This is a genomic window from Halomonas sp. AOP13-D3-9, from assembly GCF_052379125.1.
Lineage (GTDB): Bacteria > Pseudomonadota > Gammaproteobacteria > Pseudomonadales > Halomonadaceae > Vreelandella.
In genome coordinates this window covers 191,124-214,488 of the sequence record NZ_JBQSYH010000009.1, presented here as the reverse complement: position 1 = coordinate 214,488, position 23,365 = coordinate 191,124, and the positions used below count along the sequence as shown (strand labels likewise).

The 23,365-nt window shown below is 53.9% G+C and carries 19 protein-coding genes; 18 read left to right on the top strand and 1 reads right to left on the bottom strand.

Annotated elements, in window-relative coordinates; genetic code table 11:
- Positions 1–274 (top strand): hypothetical protein (locus tag ACT3UM_RS12170; RefSeq protein WP_498899101.1); only part of this gene is annotated, 274 nt, incomplete at its 5' end.
- A 525-nt stretch (positions 275–799) separates the two neighbouring features.
- On the opposite strand, the gene ACT3UM_RS12165 is transcribed toward ACT3UM_RS12170, so the two are convergent.
- Positions 800–1,288 carry a MarR family winged helix-turn-helix transcriptional regulator gene (locus tag ACT3UM_RS12165; protein ID WP_498899099.1) on the bottom strand — a complete coding sequence of 163 codons (489 nt, stop codon included), beginning with the start codon at positions 1,286–1,288 and terminating at the stop codon, positions 800–802.
- A 147-nt stretch (positions 1,289–1,435) separates the two neighbouring features.
- Between ACT3UM_RS12165 and ACT3UM_RS12160 the strand changes: the two genes are divergently transcribed.
- From ACT3UM_RS12160 to ACT3UM_RS12080, 17 genes are all read left to right on the top strand, one after another.
- Entirely contained in the window at positions 1,436–2,626 is a 1,191-nt protein-coding gene (locus ACT3UM_RS12160) for a hypothetical protein (protein ID WP_498899097.1), read from the top strand.
- Positions 2,626–3,864 carry a Zn-dependent hydrolase gene (locus ACT3UM_RS12155; RefSeq protein WP_498899096.1) on the top strand — a complete coding sequence of 413 codons (1,239 nt, stop codon included), beginning with the start codon at positions 2,626–2,628 and terminating at the stop codon, positions 3,862–3,864. Before ACT3UM_RS12160 ends, ACT3UM_RS12155 begins: the two co-directional genes overlap by 1 nt.
- 585 nt (positions 3,865–4,449) lie before the next feature.
- The gene (locus tag ACT3UM_RS12150; RefSeq protein ID WP_498899094.1) at positions 4,450–5,628 is read left to right on the top strand and encodes a transporter substrate-binding domain-containing protein; all 1,179 of its coding nucleotides are present in this window, start codon (positions 4,450–4,452) and stop codon (positions 5,626–5,628) included.
- Positions 5,625–6,275 (top strand): ANTAR domain-containing response regulator, encoded by a 651-nt coding sequence (locus tag ACT3UM_RS12145; RefSeq protein WP_498899092.1) that lies wholly within the window; start codon positions 5,625–5,627, stop codon positions 6,273–6,275. The genes ACT3UM_RS12150 and ACT3UM_RS12145 overlap by 4 nt, the downstream gene beginning before the upstream one ends.
- Before the next feature lie 150 nt (positions 6,276–6,425).
- Positions 6,426–7,661, top strand: a complete 1,236-nt coding sequence (locus tag ACT3UM_RS12140; protein ID WP_498899090.1) for an urea ABC transporter substrate-binding protein — start codon at positions 6,426–6,428, stop codon at positions 7,659–7,661.
- A 104-nt stretch (positions 7,662–7,765) separates the two neighbouring features.
- On the top strand, positions 7,766–8,638 hold the full coding sequence (locus tag ACT3UM_RS12135; RefSeq protein WP_498899088.1) for an ABC transporter permease subunit: 873 nt from the start codon (positions 7,766–7,768) through the stop codon (positions 8,636–8,638).
- A gap of 27 nt (positions 8,639–8,665) precedes the next feature.
- Positions 8,666–9,745 carry an ABC transporter permease subunit gene (locus tag ACT3UM_RS12130; RefSeq protein WP_498899086.1) on the top strand — a complete coding sequence of 360 codons (1,080 nt, stop codon included), beginning with the start codon at positions 8,666–8,668 and terminating at the stop codon, positions 9,743–9,745.
- Positions 9,742–10,464, top strand: coding sequence for an ATP-binding cassette domain-containing protein (locus ACT3UM_RS12125; RefSeq protein WP_498899084.1), 723 nt, complete (start codon positions 9,742–9,744; stop codon positions 10,462–10,464). Before ACT3UM_RS12130 ends, ACT3UM_RS12125 begins: the two co-directional genes overlap by 4 nt.
- On the top strand, positions 10,451–11,170 hold the full coding sequence (gene urtE / locus ACT3UM_RS12120) for an urea ABC transporter ATP-binding subunit UrtE (RefSeq protein WP_498899082.1): 720 nt from the start codon (positions 10,451–10,453) through the stop codon (positions 11,168–11,170). Before ACT3UM_RS12125 ends, urtE begins: the two co-directional genes overlap by 14 nt.
- Before the next feature lie 138 nt (positions 11,171–11,308).
- Positions 11,309–12,307 carry an acetamidase/formamidase family protein gene (locus ACT3UM_RS12115; RefSeq protein ID WP_498899080.1) on the top strand — a complete coding sequence of 333 codons (999 nt, stop codon included), beginning with the start codon at positions 11,309–11,311 and terminating at the stop codon, positions 12,305–12,307.
- Positions 12,308–12,324: 17 nt separating this feature from the next.
- Entirely contained in the window at positions 12,325–14,022 is a 1,698-nt protein-coding gene (locus ACT3UM_RS12110) for a nitrilase-related carbon-nitrogen hydrolase (protein ID WP_498899078.1), read from the top strand.
- 58 nt (positions 14,023–14,080) lie between these two features.
- Positions 14,081–15,592, top strand: coding sequence for an amidase (locus ACT3UM_RS12105; RefSeq protein ID WP_498899076.1), 1,512 nt, complete (start codon positions 14,081–14,083; stop codon positions 15,590–15,592).
- Positions 15,593–16,158: 566 nt separating this feature from the next.
- On the top strand, positions 16,159–17,100 hold the full coding sequence (locus ACT3UM_RS12100; RefSeq protein ID WP_498899074.1) for an acetamidase/formamidase family protein: 942 nt from the start codon (positions 16,159–16,161) through the stop codon (positions 17,098–17,100).
- Between the two features lie 744 nt (positions 17,101–17,844).
- Complete coding sequence (locus ACT3UM_RS12095; RefSeq protein ID WP_498899072.1) at positions 17,845–19,356, top strand: ABC transporter substrate-binding protein; 1,512 nt, start codon at positions 17,845–17,847, stop codon at positions 19,354–19,356.
- A gap of 331 nt (positions 19,357–19,687) precedes the next feature.
- Positions 19,688–20,638 carry an ABC transporter ATP-binding protein gene (locus ACT3UM_RS12090; RefSeq protein ID WP_498899070.1) on the top strand — a complete coding sequence of 317 codons (951 nt, stop codon included), beginning with the start codon at positions 19,688–19,690 and terminating at the stop codon, positions 20,636–20,638.
- The gene (locus tag ACT3UM_RS12085; RefSeq protein WP_498899068.1) at positions 20,635–21,765 is read left to right on the top strand and encodes an ABC transporter ATP-binding protein; all 1,131 of its coding nucleotides are present in this window, start codon (positions 20,635–20,637) and stop codon (positions 21,763–21,765) included. Before ACT3UM_RS12090 ends, ACT3UM_RS12085 begins: the two co-directional genes overlap by 4 nt.
- A gap of 69 nt (positions 21,766–21,834) precedes the next feature.
- A complete protein-coding gene (locus ACT3UM_RS12080) occupies positions 21,835–23,349 on the top strand; it encodes an ABC transporter substrate-binding protein (RefSeq protein ID WP_498899066.1) in 1,515 nt (504 codons plus the stop codon).
- Positions 23,350–23,365: the final 16 nt, after the last annotated feature.

The window sequence follows — 23,365 nt, the reverse complement described above, 5'->3', positions numbered from 1 at the left end:
CCTATTCCTCTGTTCGCAGTTCAATAGGATTGGGTACGGCAAAAGGAGATATGCCATGCAGCATTTCGATAAGTGCGAACAGTGCGGTAAGGAATACAACCCTGATGTTAAAGATTCTCTGGAAGATATCCCCACATGTGGCAATTGTGGGGCTGAGATATACGAACACGGCTCAACACCCTCGCATGAGGTGGACGGTGAAAATGATGATGAGCATCTTGTTGAAAAGGGCCTGCGAAAAGTAACCGAAGGAATTACTGGCAACAAAAAGTAGTTAGCAGTCAGATCCTTCTTGTCTAATAATTAATTCTTTATAGGCAAACTTATGTTGCGGGTAGATAGGCATTCCTATGTTTTATAGAAAGGCATAAAAAACCGCCTTGAAGGGCGGTTTTGGTAAGAATCAGCTTTCTCGCTTAGTGGAGCTGCGTATGGGCCAGCAAACCACGCATTTGGATGTGTGGTGTCTCGTGAGGAATTACACGTATTTGATGGCTGCTTCTTAATTCGGCGGTGATCTCTCGGTAGGCTTTCTGCTGGACTGCGTTGCTGCCTGTTGGCTCTTTGCATATGAAAACCGTGTCTTGTGGCATGCCACCGTGTTTTGCTAAGCGATTCATCTGCATGATCCAGAGATCACCCTTATCGATTATGCTCTTTGTATCATCAAGATCGAACGATAGGGGGCGAATAGCTTGGGCAGTGATGCCACCGTTTTGCCACACGAAAGGAAAGGTGACGTGATATAACTCATCACCCAGCTTCTCCTCTCAGTAGTCCCGTCCTAACGCAGCTAGCACTAAAACACACCGAGAGCTGGTGAACTACTGAGTGCGCCACTATCGATGATTTTTCGGCAAAGACTCAAAAACGTTTTACGTTCTAGGTCTGTCAGTGCGCCGAACACCTCTTGTTGACGTTGAACTACCTTATGTTCGATCTCTGAAAGCAAAGCGGCGCCTTCGATAGTAGGAAAGAGCTGCTTCGCACGCGTGTCATTATTATCTACCTCGCGTTTGATCAAACAACGGTTCTCAAGAAGTTTGATTGCACGGCTGATCGAGTTCTGTGGTCGTGGGAAGAGAATCTGTACATCCTTTGCAAGAATCCCAGGAAAATAGGTAACCGCATAAAGCGTTGACCACGCATTTACTGGCATATCATAGTTTTTTTCGATGAAGCGGCTCGTCACTTGATTATTGGCCAGCACGATGTGGCTAACAGCCATCAGATAGCACAAGTCTGAGGAGAAGGTCTCATCGAGCATTGAAAACACCTTATCAGTCATTTTTTGATCCTTCCTTCTGCGGTACTCAAATCACCATCCTGTTGCAATATAGATCCATGTGGATCTATATTGAGGTTTAGCGCGCAGCGAATTACAAGCTTAACGGTTACTCAACGGGCTGCGTTCAAACCGAAAAGAGGGTTTCATATGCCACAACTAGCAGCCTTCGCAATACTTGTGTTCATTCTTTACATCGGCGATGCGGTCGCTTTGCGTACCAAATCAAAGCTTCCTTCAGTTTTCGTATGTGCGGTCTTATTTTTGATCGGCTACTGGACATTTTTTCCCGAAAATATAGTTGAGGTCGCGGGCATTCCTACGCCTGTGGTTTATCTCGCTATATATCTGCTAATCACGAATATGGGCACTTTGCTGTCGATTGACGAACTGAAACGACAATGGCGTACGGTCGTCATCGCACTCTCCGGGATCGCTGGCATTGCCGCTATTCTATTCACAGTGGGTCGACTTTTCCTTGATTATCAAACAGTAATTGTAGCAACCCCTCCTCTGACTGGCGGCATTGTATCGTCCTTGATTATGTCAGAGGCAGCTGCAGAGGCTGGCCTCGAAAGTCTTGCGGTGCTTGCGATACTGATATACGTCATGCAGGGCTCCATCGGTTATCCGCTGACATCAATGATGCTACAACGAGAAGGGCGACGCGTTCTTGATCTTTACCGTTCAGGCCAATGGACAGTTTCTGATGCTACCGCAACGGCTTCAAAACCAGACGAGAATTGCCTACCGCGCCTTTTTCGCAAGCTGCCACCCGCCTACAATACGACTTATTTCAAGCTTTTTCGGCTAGGGGTGGTCGCCTTTTTGGCCTGGGGCGCGGCTCAACTGATTCAACCCGTTTTCGACATTAGTCCTTTTGTGCTTTGCTTGATCGGTGGGGTGCTCGCGTCCTCTATTGGTTTCCTCGAACGTCAGCCATTGCAGTCGGCGAACTCGTTCGGCTTCATCATCATGATCCTAATGCTGTTCATTTTTGGCGGCCTTAATAGGGCTACACCTGAAATGTTGCTCGATCTTGCTGGACCGATGTTTGGCGCGATCATTATCGGCATCGTTGGTATGTACATTTTTTCCTTTGTCGCGGGCAAAATTTTTGGAATGACACCGGCGATGGCTTTTGCCTGCTCACTAACAGCGCTATACGGGTTTCCTGCTGACTACGTTATTACTAATGAGGTAGTGAACACGCTTACCAACGATGAGAAAGAGCGCGCCGCTCTTTCCGCGCATATGTTGCCTTCAATGTTGGTCGCTGGATTTGTAACGGTGACTATGGTTTCCGTGGTGATAGCAGGTATTTTTGTAGGATTAATCTAATGACACAGCAGCACGTTAAAGAATGCCGAATCCAGGATATGATCGAACATGTAGCTCAGTTCACCTCGACGCCTGGCAAGGGAACTACCCGCCTTACCTACAGCACAGAGCACCGCGGTGTCCGAGATTATCTGCAGGCGAAAATGAAAGAGGCGGGACTTCAGGTGCGTGAGGATGCGGTCGGAAATCTTTTTGGGCGGATTGAAGGTAAAAACCCTGATCTCCCGCTTGTGTTAGTGGGATCACATTTCGACTCTGTTCCCAATGGGGGTAACTTTGATGGCCCAGCTGGAATTATTGCCGGGCTTGAGACTGCTTTCGTTTTTCAAGAACTTGGTCTGAAGCCTAAAAGATCTGTTGAAATTATTGCGATGATCGAAGAGGAGGGCGGCCGTTTCGGCAGCGGATTGTTGGGTTCACGACTCCTGACAGGCCAGGTCACGCAGCAGGATCTGCATGAGCTGAAGGATCAAAATGGCATATCCGTTGCACAGGCAATGTTGGACTTTGGACTGGATCCTTCAAGGTCTGGCGAAGTTGCGCTTTCCGCAAACGCCCTCTATGCCTTTCTGGAACTGCACATTGAGCAGGGGCCGATCCTAGAACAAAACCAGGAAGACATCGGCCTCGTAACGGAAGTTGTGTCGCTTTCACAGATCGAAGTGACCGTAGCCGGTGCGGCAGGCCATGCGGGAACAACACCAATGAACGCCCGAAAAGATGCGCTGGTCGGGGCAGCAACAGTTATCGCTCGGATTCCCGATATTGTTACAGAGGTGGATAAGCTAGCTGTCGGTACTGTCGGGCGTATAGTGGCTCAACCGGGTGGTGCGAATGTCATTCCGAGCAGTGTCTCTTTTAGCGTTGATATCCGGTCGCCGCAGGCGCAAAGCGTTACCGAGATTAAAAACAAGCTTTGCGCAGAGTTGAAGCAACTTCTGGATAGCGGTCTTACATTCGAGATTGATGAGAAGATAACCATCCCGTCTACACCAATGGCGGAAGTGATTCGAAACCAGTTCGCTCAAGATGCCGATGCGGGTGGAATAAAATGGCGCTGGATGACCAGCGGTGCAGGGCATGACGCTATGATCTTGTCGAAAATAACGCAGACGGGGTTGGTCTTTGTCCCGAGCCGCAATGGCATCTCTCATGCGCCTGAGGAATGGACTGACTACGACAAGCTGGCGAAGGGGATTGAGGTGATTTTCCGAACAGCAAAAACTCTCTCTGAGTGAAAAATGATCAGAAACTGCCAGGCTCGGCTCCTCCATAGACCTTTCCCCTCTCTAAGTGTGAGATCGCAAAACATGTAAGCTGTCTGTCAGGAGGTAGAGTGGCGGCAAGCTGATCGGGCAGCCGCTTAATAATTTTTCCGAAAACTGTTTCCACACCGATAGCCACTTCAATGGTGCGATTTTGATTCAGTTACAGGGTGGCTGCTTGGTTTTCAAAGAAGAATTCTTTGAGTTTTAAACAGTGGAACTGTAATGCACCTTTTTAGCGCATAAAACCGCCCGATGAGCCACAAAGAAGCTCTTTTCCGACAGCAAAGTGCGAGGAAGCACCTTTGACAAGGGGGGCTGTTTGATTGGCACGCTTATTGCTTTTTAGTTAGTAGTGTCATTTAGCTGCCTTTTTCGACCAAAAACACCAGTGCTATATTGACAAAGTCGAAACAGGGTCACAATCTAGGTTTTACATAGACAATTTTGTGCGTCGGTTCATGCCGAACGTTCAAAGAGCAATAGGGCTCCCCTCGCTGCCATAAGGTAGCGTCGAGAGCCCTTTTTTATGCGCGTAAGAAAAAGGAAGGGCAATCCATGAACAGTCGTATTCCGGTTGGTATCCTCTTCTCTACCCAAGGCCCTTACGCCACCGTTGGCCGCTCAATGCGTGACGGGGCGATGCTGGCGCTGGAGGAGGTCAACCAGGACAAACGATTCCCTTTTGAGCTTGTACCCATCGAATGCGAGCCCGCCGGTGACACCGCTGCCTACAGCACCCACGTGCGGAGTTTGCTGCGCCATGAGGGCGTGAAGCATGTGATTGGTTGCTATACGTCTTCCAGCCGCAAAGAAGTCATCCCAATTTTCGAAAAATACGATGGCTTGTTGTGGTACCCGTCTCACTACGAAGGTTTTGAGACCAATAATAACGTTATCTATACCGGCGCTGTTCAGAATCAGCATGTTCTGCCGCTGATGGATCATGTGCTTTCCCATATCACACGCGATGTCTACTTCGTGGGCTCTAACTATGTCTGGGCCTGGGAAAACGGCCGCATCATCAGAGAGCTGACCAAGGCGCATGGCGGAAAGATGATCGCCGAGCGTTATCTACAGGTCGGGGACCTGGATGTGGCCCGCATTATTGAGGAGATTCACGAAAAGCGGCCCGCGTTTATCATGAACATGCTGATCGGTGAGTCCAGCTATGCTTTCTACCGCGCGTTTGCCAAGGCGCGCGATGAGAACGCCGCCCTGCAAAAAACGGTGGTGGGTAGCTGCACGCTTTGCGAGCCGGAACTCGCCCAGATTGGTCCGCAGGCGTGCGGTGGGCACCTCGCATCGAGCGTTTACTTCTCTACTATTGAGACGGCGGCTAACGCGCAGTTCGTCGCCAGTTATCGCCAGCGCTTCGGCCATGATGCCTTGCCCAGTGCCGACGCCGAAGCTTCCTACAACACCGTTCACCTACTCGCCCTTGCCCTGGCTAGCGCGGATTCTGTTGATATCGACCGGGTTAAAAACGCATTGCATGGAGTGTCGTTCCAGGCGCCCCAGGGAAGGGTGCATGTCGATCCTGAGAGTAATCACAGTTACTTAACCGTCCGGCTGGGAATTTCCCGCGAAGACGCGACGTTCGAGGTGATTTCAGAAGCCATGGCACCCGTTCGCCCGGATCCCTATCTCGTCTGGGCGGAAGCATGTGGATCAGGCGCAGCTCAGCCGGAAACGCCCATTGACCAAAACACCATTGGCTTGAGGATCGTGCGATGACCGCTACCACACGACGTAATTTCAGGGGCCATCGGGCATTGATTGTGTGTGCCGCCGAAAAGGATCGAGCGGTACTGACTCAGTTTCTTGTGGAGCTGGGCGTCACCCCAGTCGTTCATGAAGGGCACGATGAGGCGGGGGCTGATAAGCCGTTTGACTTGGTGTTCTTCGACGATGAACTGGGCCGCCAGTTTGGTGCCATTACGCGAATGATCGACAGCGTCCAGGGGCCAGCGATTGCATTGATTGGTTCGGATGCGCCGAGCTCGGTCAATTGGTTCATCGAACGCCGGGTGTGCGGCTATCTCACCAAGCCATTACGCAAGGCTGGGATTCTGGCGAGCCTTATTATCGCTTACCAAACGTTTAACGCGTCTTACGAGACGGAACAGAAGCTCCAGCGTCTGGAACAGCAGGTTCGTGCCCGCCAAGTCGTCTGTACAGCGGCGATCAAGCTCATCGAGGAGATGGGGGTGTCGGTCAATGACGCCTTTGCCCTGTTGCGTTCGGCGAGCATGAACCGACGCCTATCTCTTGAGGATTGCTCGGCCATGATCGTTTCGGGTGAGGTCGCGGTGGCGGCTCTCAAGGAGGATGTCGACACAGTCCATCGTCTCCGGGAAAACCGGTTGAACCGTTATTTGTAGCGGACTCATTGAGATCAATCGAAGTGGAATGTGTCAGTCAGGATTCAAGAGCAAAAGGTCGTTTCTCTCTTTATGAAGAGGCGATTAGGGAGCTGTTGTGCTGTAGGACGGCGAGGAAAGAAAAAGTAAAACTACATTAGAGGTATACAAATGAAATACTCAACAATACAGAAGACGTCAACCCTGACGACGTTGTTAGCGGGCGCTTTCGTGGCACAGGCGTCAGCGGATGATCCCATCCAGATCGGTGTACTTGAGGATCAGTCGGGCAACTTTGCCGCGGTGACCCAGGTTAAGGTGAGTGCCATTGAGTTAGCGGCTGAGGAAATAAATGCGGCGGGTGGTATTGCGGGTCGCGAGGTGGAACTCGTCGTTTATGACACTCAGTCTGATGATCGTCGTTATCAAGAGTTAATGCGGCGGGTTCTCCAGCGTGATCAAGTGGATACCGTCTTCGCGGGGTTTGCTTCTTCATCACGGGAAGCATATCGACCGATTGTTAACCAGTTTGATGGGTTGGCGTTTTATAACAATCAGTATGAAGGCGGCGTATGTGACGCCAACATGATTGTCACTGGTGCAGTCCCTGAACAGCAGTTCTCGACGCTGATTCCCTGGATGATGGAGGAGTATGGCCCTAATGTCTATACGATCGCCGCGGACTATAACTTTGGTCAGATCTCGGCGGAGTGGGTTAGACAGATTGTGGAAGAGGAAGGCGGGGAAATTGTAGGCGAGGCGTTCATTCCACTGAGTGTTTCACAATTTTCACAGACAATTCAGGATATTCAGGGTGAGGATCCAGACTTTGTAGTAACCCTACTTGTCGGTTCCAACCAGGCGTCTTACTACGAGCAAGCGGCATCGGCAAATCTGGGGCTGCCCATGGCATCGTCAGTAAATGTCGGACAGGGCTACGAGCATAAGCGCTTCGCGCCCCCAAGCCTTGCAAACATGTTTGTTACTACGAACTTTATCGAAGAAGTGGATACTCCTGAGGCTAACGCGTTTGTTGAGAAGTTCTATGAGCGCTTCCCTGATACGCCCTATGTGAATCAGGAAGCCGCGAACTCTTACATTGCTATGTACCTTTATAAGCAGATGGTTGAGCGTGCCGACGGTTCGACCGACAAGGAAGACCTTCGCGCCGTCATCGCCGAGGGTGATGTCTGCTTTGATGGCCCTTCTGGAACGGTGTGTCTTGATCCGCAAAGCCAGCATATGTCTCACAATATCTTCCTAGCGAAAGTGGATGAGAACCACGAGATCTCCTTCCCTGAAACCTGGGAAAATATCGAGCCGTACTGGCTGGGTGACAATGGTTGCGACCTGACCCAGAACGACCCGAGTGCCCAGTACACCCCCTCTAGCCCTCCCAACGAGTAAATATCACGCATCGTCCCGGCAGGGTGGCGAACGTCACCCTGCCTGGCTTGTGAGTTTGCATTAAGCAGGAAACCTCGCGGGCGTTTCCTGCCCAGGAGCTGGATATGGAATACCTACATTTAGCGTTCACAGCGTTCTATCAGTTTGGGGATGCGTTTGCTTTTCTGGTGCTATCCGCCATGGGGCTTGCGGTGATCTTCGGAATGATGGGCATCATCAACCTGGCTCATGGTGAATTCATCATGTGCGGCGCCTACGTCACGGTGGTAACGGCACGCCTGGGGGTGCCACTGCCCATCGCGATGCTGTGTGGCAGTCTGGCCGCCGGGATACTTGGCATTGTACTAGAGCGCACGATCATCCATCGCCTCTATCACCGGCCGCTGGACTCTATTGTGGCTACCTGGGGGATCAGCCTGATTCTTACCCAGGGCACGCTAATCCTGCTTGGCTCAAGCATGTCGGGCATCAGTACGCCGCTGGGCAGCTTTTCGGTGGGCGACTACACCTATTCTACCTACCGAATGGTGCTGCTTGGGGTCGCCGTGCTGCTTCTCGTTGGCCTGTATGTGCTGTTTCACCATACGACGTTCGGTATCCACTCGCGTGCCACCATTCAAGCGCCGCACATGGCGAAAGCGGCGGGTATCGATACCGGGCGCATGTACTCCCTCACCTTTGGCCTCGGGGCGGCCCTGGCCGGTCTAGCCGGCGCGCTTTATGCCCCCACAATTTCCATCGTGCCGACGCTGGGGGCCAATTTCCTGGTCGAGAGCTTCGTGACGGTTGTTGTCGGTGGGGCGGATGTGTTCCTGGGTACCGCACCTGCGGCGGCCACGCTCGCGGTTATCAAGGCTTTTCTGACTGGTTGGCAAGGGCAGCTAATAGGCCAGGTGGGGCTATTAATAACCGTCATGGTGGTTATTCGTATTCTCCCACAAGGCCTGTCTGGCTGGTTACTCAAGGGGCGTTCATAAATGGGTATGTTACAGCGAGAAGGATCGATGACGACGCGGTCGTCGTCTCTAGTGCCCAACTGGATGCGGCTCATTAACGGTCCGCAAACACTGGGTCGCGGCCCCCTGTTTTGGGTCGGCTTTGCCTTGGCTATTGGGGCTGCCATTGTTTACCCCGCCTTTGCGGATGCCTGGAGCGTGGGTAATACGGCCTACTTCTTTTGCTGGGTGTTTATGGCCCTTGGGCTGTCGTTGATCTGGGGCTACACGGGCGCGCTTAGCTTTGGTCAGACAGCTTTCTTCGGGCTTGCCGGGTATACCTATGGCGCCGTCACGATCAACTTGGGCGCGGCTTATGGTATGACCCTCGTCGGTGTGTTGCTGGGGGTTGGGGTGTCGTGTCTGGGGGCGGCGATACTCGGTTACATTCTGTTTTACGGACGAATCAGCGGTGTCTTCCTGGGTATTGTCACGCTGTCGACCACGCTGGTATTTGCCACCTTTATGGCACAGACCGCTGGCTCACAGTGGGCGATCGGCGATGCGCGCCTGGGTGGCGACAATGGCATGACCGGTATGCCGCCGTTGACCATTCCTTGGCCAGGGGGCGGTATCGCGCTGTATTCGGGCGTGCCGCTTTATTACCTCCTTCTGGCCCTGCTGGTGCTTTGCTACCTGGGGTTGCGCGTGCTGGTCAATTCGCGATTCGGCAACGTGCTGGTGGCGATTCGTGAGAATCCGCATCGCGCTGAAATGCTGGGTTACGACATACGTCGCTATCAGTTGATTGCCTTTGTGATTGGCAGCGGGCTGGCGGGGCTATCCGGCGTTCTGTATACCGCCTGGGGACAGTACATCAGTCCCTCCAACATGAATTTAGCGGCTGCCGCGTTACCCATTATCTGGGTGGCAGTGGGTGGGCGTAAAGACCTCACTGCGACGCTGGTAGGCACCTTAGTGGTCCTTGGCATCTTCCAGAATCTGACCATTTACGGCAGCTACTACGCCTTCGTCATCATGGGCTTGCTGCTGGTCGTCGTCGTGGTCTATTTGCCGGAAGGTCTGATCACGGGGCTGGTTAGGCTCTTTGGTCGCCTTCGTAGTAAGCGTAAGGAGGGCATGTCGTGACCCTACTGCGAACCGAAAATTTATATAAACATTTCGACGGCGTGAAAGTCGCCCAGGATGTGAACTTCTCGATGGAGACCGGTGAAATCCGCTGCTTGATTGGCCCCAATGGTGCGGGGAAGAGCACGTTTTTCAAGCTTGTGCTTGGTGAGCATCAACCCAGCGCCGGGAAAATTTACTTCTCAGAGAAGGAAATCACCAAGCTTCGTTCCTTTGAGCGGGTGAAACAGGGCATTGCCGTCAAGTTCCAGGTGCCAGGAATCTTCGCTGAGCTGTCCGTTTGGCAAAACATGCAGATCGCGGTTCAGAACCATCTGCATGGCGATTCGATGACAGCGGCGATCGACAAAGCCCTTGCCTTTGTAAGGCTCACCGACAAGGCGGCAGAACTTGCGGGTGAGCTCTCCCACGGCGAGCAGCAGTGGCTTGAGATCGGCATGGCGGTAAGTACAGAACCGCGGTTGCTGCTGCTCGATGAGCCGACGGCGGGTATGACGCCGGAAGAAACAGCTCGCACGGGCGAAATGATCCAAGCGCTCAATCGCCAGGGAATGTCCATTTTGGCGGTTGAGCACGATATGGAATTCGTGCGCCAGATTGCCCACAAGGTCACCGTACTGAACTTCGGAGAGATCTTTGCGGAAGGCACGATCAACGATATCGAGGCTAACGAAGAGGTCGCACGTATTTACCTGGGGACAGCCGATGACGACGAATAATACAGATCTGCTGAGCGTGGAGGGCGTCACTTCTGGCTACGGGACAACCTCTGTTCTGCAAGAGGTCAGCTTGAGTGTTGGCCGGGGCGAAGTGGTGGCCGTCATCGGCCGGAATGGCGTCGGCAAGACGACCTTGATGAAGACGCTGATCGGTCTTCTCAGGCATCGACAGGGCATTATCCGCTTCGATGGTGAGGATATCAGTGCGCTCGAATCCCACCAGCGTGCGCGCTTGGGTATTGGCTATATCCCGCAGGGGCGCGAGGTCTTCTCTCGCATGACCGTCTGGGAAAACCTCAAGGTTGGCGAGATGCTCCAGCAGCCAGGAGAGGGCGTCGACTATGAGCGGGTCTACGAGTTCTTTCCTATCCTACGCGAGCGGGCCAATCAGCGGGCGGGCACCTTCAGTGGTGGACAGCAGCAACAGCTGGCGATCGGCCGGGCCATGGTGGGCAAGCCGAAGCTGATGCTGCTCGATGAACCCTCGGAAGGTATCCAGCCGAATATCGTCAAGGACATTTCGCGCAACATTCTCAAGCTCAACCGTGAGCTGGGCGTCACGATTCTGCTCGTCGAGCAGAACCTGGACATGATCATGACCATGGCGCAGCGCTGCTACGTCATGGACAAGGGGCAAATCACCCACGAGCTGGCTAGGGAACAACTCCGTGACCGTGACGCGATGCGTCGCATTCTGGCGGTTTGAGGGTAGGGCGTGACCCCAAGGTGGGCATGCGAAGCGTAGGTTCATTTCACCATGACGCAAGCTCCGGTCTGCAGTTCCTGGAGCGATGACTGAAAGCAGCTAAAAGTACCTAAACAGTACATTAAAAGGAGTAGAACAATGAATTGGTTTGATCATTCCATCATGGCGCGTCGCGCAGTCGCCAGCGGTAAGCCGGGTACTACCCACCAACTGACAGAGGCGGTTCAAGGTCAGTATCACTATACGCTTGGGCCCAACCCCAAGCCCGTGCTGCATATTCAGCCGGGGGATATCGTCAGTGCGGAAACCCATGATGCTTTCGAAGGCAAACTGCGCTCGGAAAGCGACAAGCCAAGCGAATTGCTTAATCTGCCTTACCTTAATCCGCAAAACGGGCCGATCTACGTAGAAGGGGCCGAGAAGGGTGACTGCCTGGCGGTGTATATCCGCGACATGAAACCCCGTGGCCCGCAGCCCTGTGGTACGACGGCGCTGATTACCGAATTTGGTGGCCTGGTCGCGACCGGGGATACCGCGCTACTCAACGCACCGCTACCAGAGCGGGTAAAGAAGGTGGAGGTTGACGCGGTCACCGGCGTCAAGTGGACCGACAAGATTACCCTCCCGTATCAGCCATTTATCGGCACCATTGGGGTATCGCCGGAGATCGAGTCGATCAGTTCGCTGGTCCCCGATTATTACGGCGGCAATATGGACTTGCCCGATGTGGCGCCGGGGGCGGTGATCTATCTGCCGGTGCACACGAAAGGCGCCTACCTGTATCTGGGTGACTGCCACGCGGCACAGGGCGACGGTGAATTGTGCGGCGTGGCGATCGAGCATCCTACCGTGACCACCGTACAGGTCGACTTGATTAAGGATTGGACGTTCAAGTGGCCGCGCCTGGAAAACGAGCAGTTTTATATGACCATTGGATCGGCGCGGCCCATGGAAGATGCCACGCGCATCGCCTACCGAGAGCTGGTTCGCTGGCTGGCAGCAGAGTTTGATTTCGATGAGATCGAGGCTTACATGCTGCTTACCCAGGCAGGGCGTGTGCGGTTGGGTAATATGGTCGATCCAAAATATACGTTGGGCGCGTCCATTCTGAAGTCCATCGTCGGGCAAGCACGCTAGCGAGCGGGGAGGTCACCATGAAATACCTTGCCGCCACGGTGCAGTTTGAGCCTGAGATGTTCGCCAAAGAGCGCAATGTCGAGGCGCTGAAGCGATTAGTGGAAGAGGCGGCTGCGTCGGGGGCGCGTCTGATCATCACGCCGGAAATGGGGCTGACTGGTTACTGCTGGTACGACAGGCAGGAAGTAGCGCCCTATGTGGAAACGGTCCCCGGGCCTTCAACCGATACCTTCGCCGCCCTGGCGGCGAAGCTTGATTGCTATATCGTTATCGGGCTTCCCGAAGTGGAACCCACCAACGGGCTTTACTACAACACCGCTGCTTTAGTGGGCCCAGACGGGTATTTGGGCAAGCACCGCAAAAGTCATCCCTACATTGCCGAGCCAAAGTGGGCGGCCTCGGGGGATACGGGCCATCAGGTGTTCGAGACGTCGCTTGGGCGTATTGCGCTGCTCATCTGCATGGATATTCATTTTCTTGAAACCGCTCGGCTGGTGGCATTGCAGGGCGCCGACGTCATCTGCCACCTGAGCAACTGGCTCGCCGAGCGCGCACCGGCACCGTACTGGATCAGTCGTGCCAGGGAAAATGGCTGCTACCTGATCGAGAGTAACCGCTGGGGGCTTGAACGTGGGGTGCAATTCAGCGGCGGTAGCTGCGTGATTGATCCGGATGGCCGTCTCCAGGCGAGCCGCGATGACGGCGATGGGATTGTGCTGGGCGAGATTGATACCGACCGCGTTACCGGGCCGCTGGCCGCTGAGCGTCGACCAGAGCTCTATCATGAGCTGCTCCACCAAACTTACGCCTGGAACCCGCTGGACTTTTTCAGGCTTTATGGCCATCAGCCTCTACCCAAGGGCAAAGCAAGCACCATCGCGGTTGCGCAATTTGCCCCAACTAACCACCTCGATGACAACCTTGCTGAGTGTATGGCACTGATCGAACAGGCAGGGCACGTGGAGCTTGTGGTGTTGCCCGAGCTGGCCCTGACGGGGCTGAGCCCTGGCGCGATCAATCCTATTTCATTGGATCACCCGGTTTTCGACTCGCTGCGTAGGCTTGCGGCGGAGCGTCAGCAGTATTATGTGGTCGGTTTTGCGGAGGCATCCGATGACTACCTCTATAATGCGACCGCGGTGGTGGGCGCCCAGGGCGTTATGGCGGTGTATCGCAAGATTCACTTGAATGATGCTGATCGTAAATGGGCGACCCCAGGCGAGCGGTGGGTAAGCTGCGATTTGCCTCTGGGCCGCGTAGGAATGCTGATTGGCCACGATGCCGATTTTCCCGAGGCGGGGCGCATCCTGGCACTGCGGGGGTGTGATGTCATCGCTTGCCCAGCCGCCTTACCTGGGCCATTTCATAGTGCGCATCCCGGTACCTGCATTCGTCAGCCGTCACCGATTCCCACCGGCTCGGACGATCACCATTGGCACCATTACCGGGTGCGCGGTGGCGAGAACAACTGCTATTTCGCTTTTGCCAATGTGCACATGCCCGAGGCGGGATTGCCCGGGCTGAGCGGTATATTCGGCCCGGATACGTTTCATTTTCCCCGCCATGAGGTGCTGCTGACCAGCGACACAGGCTGCGTTCAGCTTGCCATCGACACGAGCAACCTGGAATCGGCTTACCCGAATAGTGCAGTGCGCCGCAAGGACCTGGTGGTGATGCGCCTGCCACACCACTACCTTGAATTATTGAAGAGATAGCGCACCCCCTTACTGGATTCCTTTTCAGGCAAGCATTCGCGTACAGGAGTAGTTGACCATGAGTGTGAAGCGACCCGGCATCGATACGTTAGCGGCCATTTCCGATTATTACGGCTTTGATCTTTCCTTTGAGGAACTGGGCGAGTTCCAGTCCGCCGTTGCGGGCTCAATGGCCATTTATGATCGTCTGGATGAACTGGCGGATGAAGCACTACCCGTCAACTATCCTCGGGCAGAATTGGGCTATCGCCCGGTTGGTGACGACAACCCGCTCAACGGCTGGGCGTGGAGATGTTCGGTGCCCGGTGCCGACGAAGGGCCACTCGCGGGTCGAACGGTCGCGCTAAAGGACAATATCGCCCTGGCCGGCATTCCCATGATGAATGGCTCGCCGGTCATGGAAGGCTTTGTGCCCCGGGAAGACGCCACCGTGGTCACCCGGCTGCTCGACGCTGGCGCGCATATCATCGGCAAGACGGCCGTACCTGCGTTCTGTTTTGACGGTGGCGGCTGTACCGGTTATCCCGAACCTCAGCCGGTTAACCCGCATGATCATGGCCGGCTGGCCGGGGCTTCCTCCAATGGCAGCGCGGTGGTGGTCACCAACGGTGAAGTGGATATGGCGCTGGGGGGCGACCAGGGCGGCTCCATTCGGTTGCCCGCCTCCTGGAGCGGCTGTTACGGCATTAAAGGCACTCATGGCCTGGTGCCTTACACGGGTATTTTTCCCATTGAACTGACACTCGATCACGTTGGCCCCATGGCGCGCACCGCGGAAGATTGCGCCCGCATGCTGGAAGTACTGGCTGGCGCGGATGGCTTGGATCCGCGCCAGTACGATGTACGCACGGCGAAATACACCGAATCGCTTAGCGAAGACCTTTCTGGTTTGCGCATTGGCATCCTGCGTGAAGGGTTTGGCATTGCTGGAGTCAGTGAACCCGATGTGGACGCCGCGGTGAGAGAGGCCGTCAGCGTGTTGGAAAAAGTAGGGGCGCTTGCCTCGGAGGTATCGGTGCCCATGCATAGCGACGGGCTTGCGCTGTGGAGCGCGATCGCCTTTGAGGGTGCCACCGAACTGATGGTCAGAGGCGATGGCTACGGTACTAACTGGCGTGGGCATTACAGTACGCAACTGATGGACTTTTACGGGCGGGCTCGCCGCGCTCGCGGCCACGACTTTAGCGACACCGTGAAGATGACGGTTCTCGCTGGGCATTACATGTCCGAACAGTACAATCGCCACTACTACGGTAAGGCCCAGAATATCGGTCGGCGGTTAGCTCGCGATTATGACAAGGCCCTGCAGGAATATGACCTGTTGATCATGCCCACCACCGCCATGAAAGCGGTCAGCAAGCCGGCTGACAAACGCCTGGATAGCACAATTGCCGGGGCGCTTGGCAACCTGCACAACACCGCCCCGTTTGATGTGAGCGGTCACCCGGCAATGAGTGTGCCGGTCGAGTTTTCAGAAGGCTTGCCGGTGGGCATGCAGCTTGTGGGCAGACGCTGGGATGAAGCGACCGTGCTGAAGGTTGCTCACGCCTATCAGGTGGCCAGGGGGTAGCGGTTAAAGACCAAACTTTATAGTCAAACGGTTGCCCGGTTCTCTTCGATGCACCTGGAGATAATCGGGTTACTTCAACTGCTTGGCATACGATATTAATGAGACTACGCTAATTGCAGTAAGAGCTCTCATAAATCCTCGTGAATTTAATCCATCGTTCCCACGAGATTACGGTTATGAGATCCAATTAGCATGAAATAATGTGGATCATGAGAGGAAGGGGCCAGGTAGATAACTAAAAATAAACGTTGTGATGTATAAATTTGAAAGGCAAGTGTCCATTATAAAGAGACCGCTTTAGTGCTTGCAAGTAGGGGGCTATAGGTCTATTCAGCAGACACCTATTTTTCACTTAGTTGATGGGTGACGTTATATCAATCCAATGAATATATTGCACTAACATCTTGCCTCCACCAAGACTTGATGATTATAGGTCAATCAAGAAGGCATATAAACAGTGATATGCTTGGTCAAACTGCACTGAATGAATTTCAGCCCTTTACCGCGTTCACTGATGAAAGGCCATACTTTCTGACAAGTGGAACGCCCCGAAAATAGAAAGGATCATGATGCAACATCATATCTCCGCCTCTGTTGAAAACTGCGCCTGGGGCTACTTCGACGCCGAGCGTGCACCTGTCCACACGATCAAAAGCGGTGATACCGTTACGATCGATACCGTCTCCGGTGGCCCTGAGGCACTGCCAGGCGAGGGGTTTGATATCCCCCCTGAGCTTCTCGACATCCATGCCCGCAGTGATCGCCCCATGCCGGGGCATATTCTTACGGGCCCCGTGGCGGTAGAGGGGTTGGTGCCTGGGTCGGTGCTTGAGATACGGATCGAAGAGGTCTCACTGCGCCAGGACTGGGGTTACAACGCCATGCGACCGCTTGCTGGAACCCTTCCCTACGAGGTTGAACAGGCCCGCATTGTGACGCTGCCGCTGGACCGTGCGTCGATGAAGGCAAGGTTGCCTTGGGGGCGAGATCTGGCACTTGCCCCTTTCTTTGGCGTTATGGGAGTAGCACCGCCGCCTCATTGGGGGCGTATCTCCTCGATCCAGCCGCGTGTCCATGGAGGTAATATTGACAACAAAGAGCTAGTCGCTGGCACAACCCTTTACTTGCCTATCTTCAATGACGGCGGGCTGTTCTACTGTGGTGATGGCCATGCGGCGCAGGGAGATGGTGAGGTTTGCGTTACCGCGATCGAAACTGCCCTTACTGGCACCTTCAAGCTGATTGCGCGCAACGATATGAATCTCGTCTATCCACGCGCCGAAACGCCGACTCATTATATTACTATGGGTATGGATCCAGATTTGGATCAATGCGTTGAGATGGCATTGCGCGATATGCTTGATCTTATTGAACAAATAGCGGGTTTGAGCCGGGCCGACGCCTATATGCTTTGCAGCATCGCAGGCGATTTGAGGGTGACGCAGACTGTTAATGGCTGTAAAGGCATACACATGATGCTCGACAAGACACACCTCGAAAAGATATAGCAAGCGTGGTCGTAAGATGATGCGAGGAAGGTAGCTACCAACGCTGATTTCCTCGCGATTACCCTTTTCATTTGATCGTTAGAAGGCTCGTTTAGCAACTGTTCTTTAGACAGATTTTCATGCAGTTGCTCGTTTCACTATTTTATCCAGTATGTGTGATATGCCAGTTACTTTTAATACTGAAAGATAAAGCGCATCTCTCATCTGCACGATCCCGACGCACGTATTAACTACTATTCCCGCAAAATAATTCCTGAAACATGTCACTAACCAGCGGTGCTTTAGCAAGTTAACACCTGATCCTGCTAACTGTGCGAAGGAGGGCCCGGCCAAAAGGGTGTGCCAATGCTATGCCAAGGCTCTAGATTTCTGGAAGTTTTTTCCGGCTATCGGTAATTGGGGAGTCAGTGATTAGGAACGGTCTGAGCCTTTTGGAAGTTAGCAATATGCCTTTAATGCTATTACTTGGGTTAGCACGCTCAAGTGTGTTGATGAATGCTCTCTTATGGTGCGTGTAAAGCTTGATCTGCATCGTTTCAGAGAAAAGCGAACATGACGGTATTTTTAGGATATTGCTGTTTCTCTATTCTTTATTTTAATTAATTGTTTTTAAAAATATTTTTTATTAATGGCATGGTTGTTCCTTACTTATGATTAATGCCTCGGGCCTAGGCCAGTATTCTTAAAGATTTGGCTAGATTCCTACGATATAGACAACGAAGCCTAAGATGGAGATGCCTGTATATGCTTTTTCTTCGATTTGCCGCCGTCTCGGTGCTTGCCACAGCAGTGGCGAGCGGTGCGACCGCACAAGAACTCCGTATCGGTCTTCAATCGGATAGCGACGTGCTCGATCCAGATCAATCCCGCACATTCGTTGGCGAAATCGTTTTTACTGCGTTATGCGACAAGCTTGTAGATATCACGCCGGACCTCGAGCTTACTCCTCAGTTGGCAACGGCCTGGACATGGTCGGAAGATGGCACATCGCTGACCTTTACCTTGCGCGACGACGTAACCTTTCATGATGGAACACCATTTGATGCAGAGGCAGTCGCCTACAATATTGATCGCTCGTTGACGCTAGAGGAGAGCAGGCGCAAATCGGATTTGGCTTCTGTTACAGGGACTGAGGTGCTTGGGCCCCATGAGATCCGCATAAACATGGATCATCCTGACGCGGCGCTGCTAGCCGAGATGGCTAACCGACCGGGCATGATGGTATCACCTGAGGCTGCTCGTGCGACCGGAGCAGATTTTGGCAACAGTCCGATATGTTCGGGGCCGTTCCGTTTTGTCGATCGAGTAGCCCAGGATCGCATCGTGCTCGAACGGTTCGATGATTACTGGAACGCCAACGAGATTCATCTTGATCGGGTGGTGTATCTACCAATCCCCGATACCACAGTCCGGTTAGCTAACCTGCAGTCGGGCGATCTAGATCTGATTGAAAGGCTGGCGGCGTCTGATCTTGACCAAGCGCAGGAAAATGAAGGGATCGAGATTGAGAGTGTCACGTCGCTGGGATATCAGGGTCTGACTTTCAACATTAACAACGGCTCTCGTGGGGATACGCCATGGGGAAACGAGCCGCTTCTGCGGCAGGCGCTGAGTCATGCGATCGACCGCGCTGTGCTTAATCAAGTGGTATTCGAGGGGGCGTTCACCCCTGCTAACCAGCCCTATGCGCCAGAGTCGCCCTGGTTTGATGCGGACCACCCCGTTCCACCTCGCGATTTGGAGCGCGCCCGTGCGCTTTTAGCTGAGGCGGGATATCCCGACGGTTTGCCATTAGAGATACAGGTACCCAATACCAGTGAGCCGATGCAGTTGATGCAGGTCGTGCAGGCAATGGCATCTGAGGTTGGCATTGAGATAAAGATTACCACTAAGGAGTTCGCGACCATGCTTTCTGACCAAACTGCCGGCAATTTTACCGCAAGCCAAGTCGGCTGGTCAGGCTATGTTGATCCCAGCGCAAACCTGCATCAGTTTGTTACCACCGGCGGCGGGATCAATGATGCCCATTATTCCAACCCCGAGGTTGACGAGCTTTTGAACGCGGCCCGCGAGTCCGTCGATACGGCCGAGCGGAAGGAGTATTACGATCAGGCACGCGACATCCTGGTCGAGGAGGCACCGCTAATCTATCTCTATCATCCTACCTGGCTCTGGGCAATGCGCGACGAGGTAACAGGATTTAATCCCTGGCCAGACGGGCGTATCCGCCTTGAGGGAGTTGGGGTCGATCAATGAGAGGGCTTTCTTTTCTGGCAAGGCCGGTACACGCTCTGCCAGTCGTGGCGATTCTGAACAAGATCGCGTTGATCCTTCAAGCTAGCTCAAGCATAGAGTCTGGTCGACGCGACACAATGCCGAGCAATACGACTTAAGGTCGAACGGTGATATCTAACCCGGCATTGTCCATGCAGCCTAAACTTTGGTCATCTGGTAGGGATTCTCAGTGCTTCCCAGACCGGCTTCAAATTAAGGAACAGTAGTATTGGTTGCTTTTATGACTGATCAAGAAAATTCCGATAAAGCTAAGACGTCAGAGATACCTTTGCTTGAGGTGCGATCCCTCAGCATGCGTTTTCGTGGCCAACAAAGTGATCTGTTGAAATCGATTCATTACACGGTGCGCGCAGGCGAGACGCTTTGTATCGTCGGCGAGTCCGGTTGCGGTAAGAGCGTTAGTTCTCTGGCCTTGATGGGGCTTTTGCCATCGAATATCGCTGAATTGAGTGATGTGGATGTTCGCTTTTGTGGAGCTCCGCTAGATCTTTCGAACCGCGAAGCCCTACGGCAGCTGCGGGGGAGGTCGATGGCAATGATCTTTCAGGAACCGATGACGTCGCTGAATCCTGCTTTTCGTATTGGCTACCAGATCGTCGAGGCCGTGCTAGCCCATAACGACGTATCGAAGGCCCAAGCCCGAGATCGGGCTCTGGAGATGTTGCATAAGGTCGGCATTCCTGCCCCCGAAGCGCGGCTTGATGAATATCCGCATCAGTTGTCGGGTGGGATGCGCCAACGGGTAATGATTGCCATGGCGCTAGCCAACGATCCGGCACTATTGATAGCTGACGAGCCGACCACGGCGCTTGATGTGACCATCCAAGCTCAGATCCTTGATCTGATTCTCGATTTGCAGCGCGACGCACAGATGGGGACGATCATGATCACTCATGATCTTGGCGTTGTGGCTCAGGTCGCGACGAACGTAGCGGTCATGTATGCCGGCACTATCGTCGAATCTGGACCGGCAGAGCGGATTTTCAACAATCCGCAGCATCCCTATACGATTGGGTTGATGTCCTCTATTCCACGGCTGACAGGCCCACGATCACGGCTAACCACAGTGCCCGGGTCGGTGCCGACGGCTGAGACAATGCCCGCGGGCTGTCGGTTCTCCACCCGTTGCCCGTTCGCCCAACCAATCTGCGCGGAGCCTCCGCCTGAGCGCAACTTTGGAGAAGGCCACTTCGCTGCCTGCCATTTCGCGCCGCTGGAACGGATGTTAGAGAGGTCCGCATGACAAAACCCATTCTTGAAGCGCATCATTTGGTCTGTCATTTCGATGTCGGGGGCTCGCTTTTTCGCCGACCCGATAAAGTGTATGCAGTAGATGATGTCTCGTTAGCTGTAGCGCCAGGTGAAACCTATGCCATTGTTGGGGAATCGGGCTGTGGGAAATCCACCTTAGCGAGGATGCTGACCCGATTGATTGAGCCGACGAAGGGAGAAATGCTTTTCGATGGGCGGCAGATCGACAAGCTGACTGGGTCGGAGCTGAAAAGACTGCACCGCGACATGCAGTTCATCTTTCAAGATCCGTTCTCTTCGCTAAACCCGCGCATGACAGTGGGAAAGCTTGTGGCTGAGCCGATCGAGACACATTTCCCTGCCGTGTCGGCAAAAGAACGCCGCACACAAGTTTCAGATTTGCTATGCAAAGTTGGTCTGCGGCCCGAACATGCCGACCGATACCCGCATGAATTTTCCGGTGGTCAACGCCAGCGGATCGGTATCGCCCGCGCGCTCGCATCAGGTCCGAAGCTGATTGTCGGCGACGAACCGGTTTCGGCGCTTGATGTCAGTGTGCAGGCTCAGATTATCAATCTGCTTTCGGATCTGCGTGACGAGTTGGGTCTAACGCTGGTGGTGATCGCACACGACCTGGCAGTGATCCGGCACATGAGCGATCGTGTAGCGGTTATGTATCTGGGGCGTATTGTGGAAGAGGGCCCATGCGATAAGATTTTTGAAGCGCCGCGTCATCCCTACACGATGGCTTTGCTGTCAGCGATTCCGGTGGCCGAATACGGGCGCACCCGCCATCAGATCCCTCTGACCGGCGATATTCCAAGTCCGATCGATCCGCCAGCAGGTTGCCGGTTCCATACTCGCTGCCCCTTCGTTCGCGACACCTGCCGCCAAGACGTTCCAGAGTTACGCCAGGTTGACACAACAACGGGACAGCGTGCCGCTTGCCACTTCTTCGAAGAGATTGCCGCATCGACCAATGACACTCTGATGGTCCCCGAGGCGCCGCGCTCATCAGCGTCCGAAATGCGCTTTGCCCTTTATGCTGAAGCAAGCAGTGGGAAGAAGTTCGTCCCATGTACCCCCTCTCCTGAAAATGCTCTTTCGGGCCGTGATTGACGATGTGTACCAAGCCGAAAAGACGAATGAACACGACCATCAGCTACTGCCACAACAAGGAAATGACATATGAAATTTCGATATATGACACTTGCCACCGCATTGCTGGGAGCGACGGCGCTCGGGGCTCAAGCTCAGGAACTAAGGATTGGTTTGCAGGAAGATCCCGATGTGCTTGATCCCGATCAGTCTCGTACCTTTGTCGGCCGCATTGTCTACACTGCGCTCTGTGACAAGTTAGTGGATATAACGCCCGAGCTGGACATCATCCCGCAGCTTGCGACCGACTGGACGTGGAGCGAGGATGGCACCGAGCTAACCATGAGCCTACGTGATGATGTGACCTTTCATGACGGCACAGCATTCGACGCTGAGGCGGTGGTGGCTAATATCAACCGTTCTCAGACCCTTGATGAATCTCGCCGTAAGTCCGAACTGGCCTCGATAGAAGAGGCAGAGGCGATTGACGATTACACCGTGCGCTTCACACTCTCACAGCCGGACGCTACGGTCTTGGCGCAGTTCGCTGATCGCTCGGGAATGATGATGTCCCCCGCCGCCTTTGATGAGGCCGGGGCCGATTTTGGGGCTAATCCTGTCTGTTCGGGTCCATTCGCCTTTGGAGAGCGGGTACAGCAGGATCGGATAGTACTGAACAAGTTCGATCAGTACTGGAACGCCGACGAGATCAATTTCGAGAGTGTCATCTATCTGCCAATCCCGGATACCACTGTGCGGCTGGCGAACCTGCAATCGGGCGATCTCGACATGATCGAGCGTTTGGCGGCGCCTGATCTGACGGCCGTAGAGGAAGATGCCAACATTGAAGTGGCGCGTGCCACGGGGATTGGCTATCAGGCTGTCACCATCAACGTTGATAATGGCTCACAATCCAACAACCCGCTAGGTGAAAGCCCGCTAGTGCGGCAGGCATTCAGCCTAGCCATCGACCGACAGGCGTTGAACCAAGTGGTGTTTAACGGCGCATTCGAGCCCGGAAATCAGCCGTTTCCTACAGATAGCCCCTGGTATGACGAAGAACATCCGGTGCCGGAGCGGGACGTCGAACAGGCTCGCGCGCTTCTTGAAGAAGCGGGTTATGGTGATGGCATCACCGTTGATATGCAGGTTGCCAACAATCCGGTCGGATTGCAGGTAGGGCAGGTTATACAATCCATGGTCAGCGATGCTGGTATAACACTCAACCTTGTGTCTAAAGAGTTCGCGACGCTTCTATCAGACCAAACGGCGGGTGACTACCAGGCAAGCCGCATCGGCTGGTCAGGTCGAGTCGATCCTGACGGCAACTTGCACCAGTTCGTCACCACCGATGGGGGTATCAACGATTCCGGCTATTCAAACGCCGATGTGGATCGGTTGCTGAACGAAGCCCGCCGCTCCACCGATGTAGAAACTCGTAAAGAAAGTTATCACGCAGCGGGAGACATCCTGAATGAGGATCTGCCATTGGTATATCTTTACCATGAGGTTTGGCTGTGGGCTTACGCTTCCTCGGTTGAGGGTTTCACTCCCTATCCTGACGGGATGATACGCCTTGAAGGTGTGTCAATGTCTGGGGACTAATTTAGAAACCTCTGCC

Excerpts from the sequence above, each read along its gene's own strand:
- ACT3UM_RS12165 (WP_498899099.1), bottom strand. The coding sequence starts at position 1,288 with ATGACTGATAAGGTGTTTTCAATGCTCGATGAGACCTTCTCCTCAGAC.
- ACT3UM_RS12150 (WP_498899094.1), top strand. The coding sequence starts at position 4,450 with ATGAACAGTCGTATTCCGGTTGGTATCCTCTTCTCTACCCAAGGCCCT.
- ACT3UM_RS12115 (WP_498899080.1), top strand. The coding sequence starts at position 11,309 with ATGAATTGGTTTGATCATTCCATCATGGCGCGTCGCGCAGTCGCCAGC.
- ACT3UM_RS12160 (WP_498899097.1), top strand. The coding sequence starts at position 1,436 with ATGCCACAACTAGCAGCCTTCGCAATACTTGTGTTCATTCTTTACATC.
- ACT3UM_RS12095 (WP_498899072.1), top strand. The coding sequence starts at position 17,845 with ATGCTTTTTCTTCGATTTGCCGCCGTCTCGGTGCTTGCCACAGCAGTG.
- ACT3UM_RS12130 (WP_498899086.1), top strand. The coding sequence starts at position 8,666 with ATGACGACGCGGTCGTCGTCTCTAGTGCCCAACTGGATGCGGCTCATT.
- ACT3UM_RS12145 (WP_498899092.1), top strand. The coding sequence starts at position 5,625 with ATGACCGCTACCACACGACGTAATTTCAGGGGCCATCGGGCATTGATT.
- ACT3UM_RS12100 (WP_498899074.1), top strand. The coding sequence starts at position 16,159 with ATGATGCAACATCATATCTCCGCCTCTGTTGAAAACTGCGCCTGGGGC.
- ACT3UM_RS12085 (WP_498899068.1), top strand. The coding sequence starts at position 20,635 with ATGACAAAACCCATTCTTGAAGCGCATCATTTGGTCTGTCATTTCGAT.
- urtE (WP_498899082.1), top strand. The coding sequence starts at position 10,451 with ATGACGACGAATAATACAGATCTGCTGAGCGTGGAGGGCGTCACTTCT.
- ACT3UM_RS12140 (WP_498899090.1), top strand. The coding sequence starts at position 6,426 with ATGAAATACTCAACAATACAGAAGACGTCAACCCTGACGACGTTGTTA.
- ACT3UM_RS12110 (WP_498899078.1), top strand. The coding sequence starts at position 12,325 with ATGAAATACCTTGCCGCCACGGTGCAGTTTGAGCCTGAGATGTTCGCC.
- ACT3UM_RS12105 (WP_498899076.1), top strand. The coding sequence starts at position 14,081 with ATGAGTGTGAAGCGACCCGGCATCGATACGTTAGCGGCCATTTCCGAT.
- ACT3UM_RS12090 (WP_498899070.1), top strand. The coding sequence starts at position 19,688 with ATGCGTTTTCGTGGCCAACAAAGTGATCTGTTGAAATCGATTCATTAC.
- ACT3UM_RS12080 (WP_498899066.1), top strand. The coding sequence starts at position 21,835 with ATGAAATTTCGATATATGACACTTGCCACCGCATTGCTGGGAGCGACG.
- ACT3UM_RS12155 (WP_498899096.1), top strand. The coding sequence starts at position 2,626 with ATGACACAGCAGCACGTTAAAGAATGCCGAATCCAGGATATGATCGAA.
- ACT3UM_RS12135 (WP_498899088.1), top strand. The coding sequence starts at position 7,766 with ATGGAATACCTACATTTAGCGTTCACAGCGTTCTATCAGTTTGGGGAT.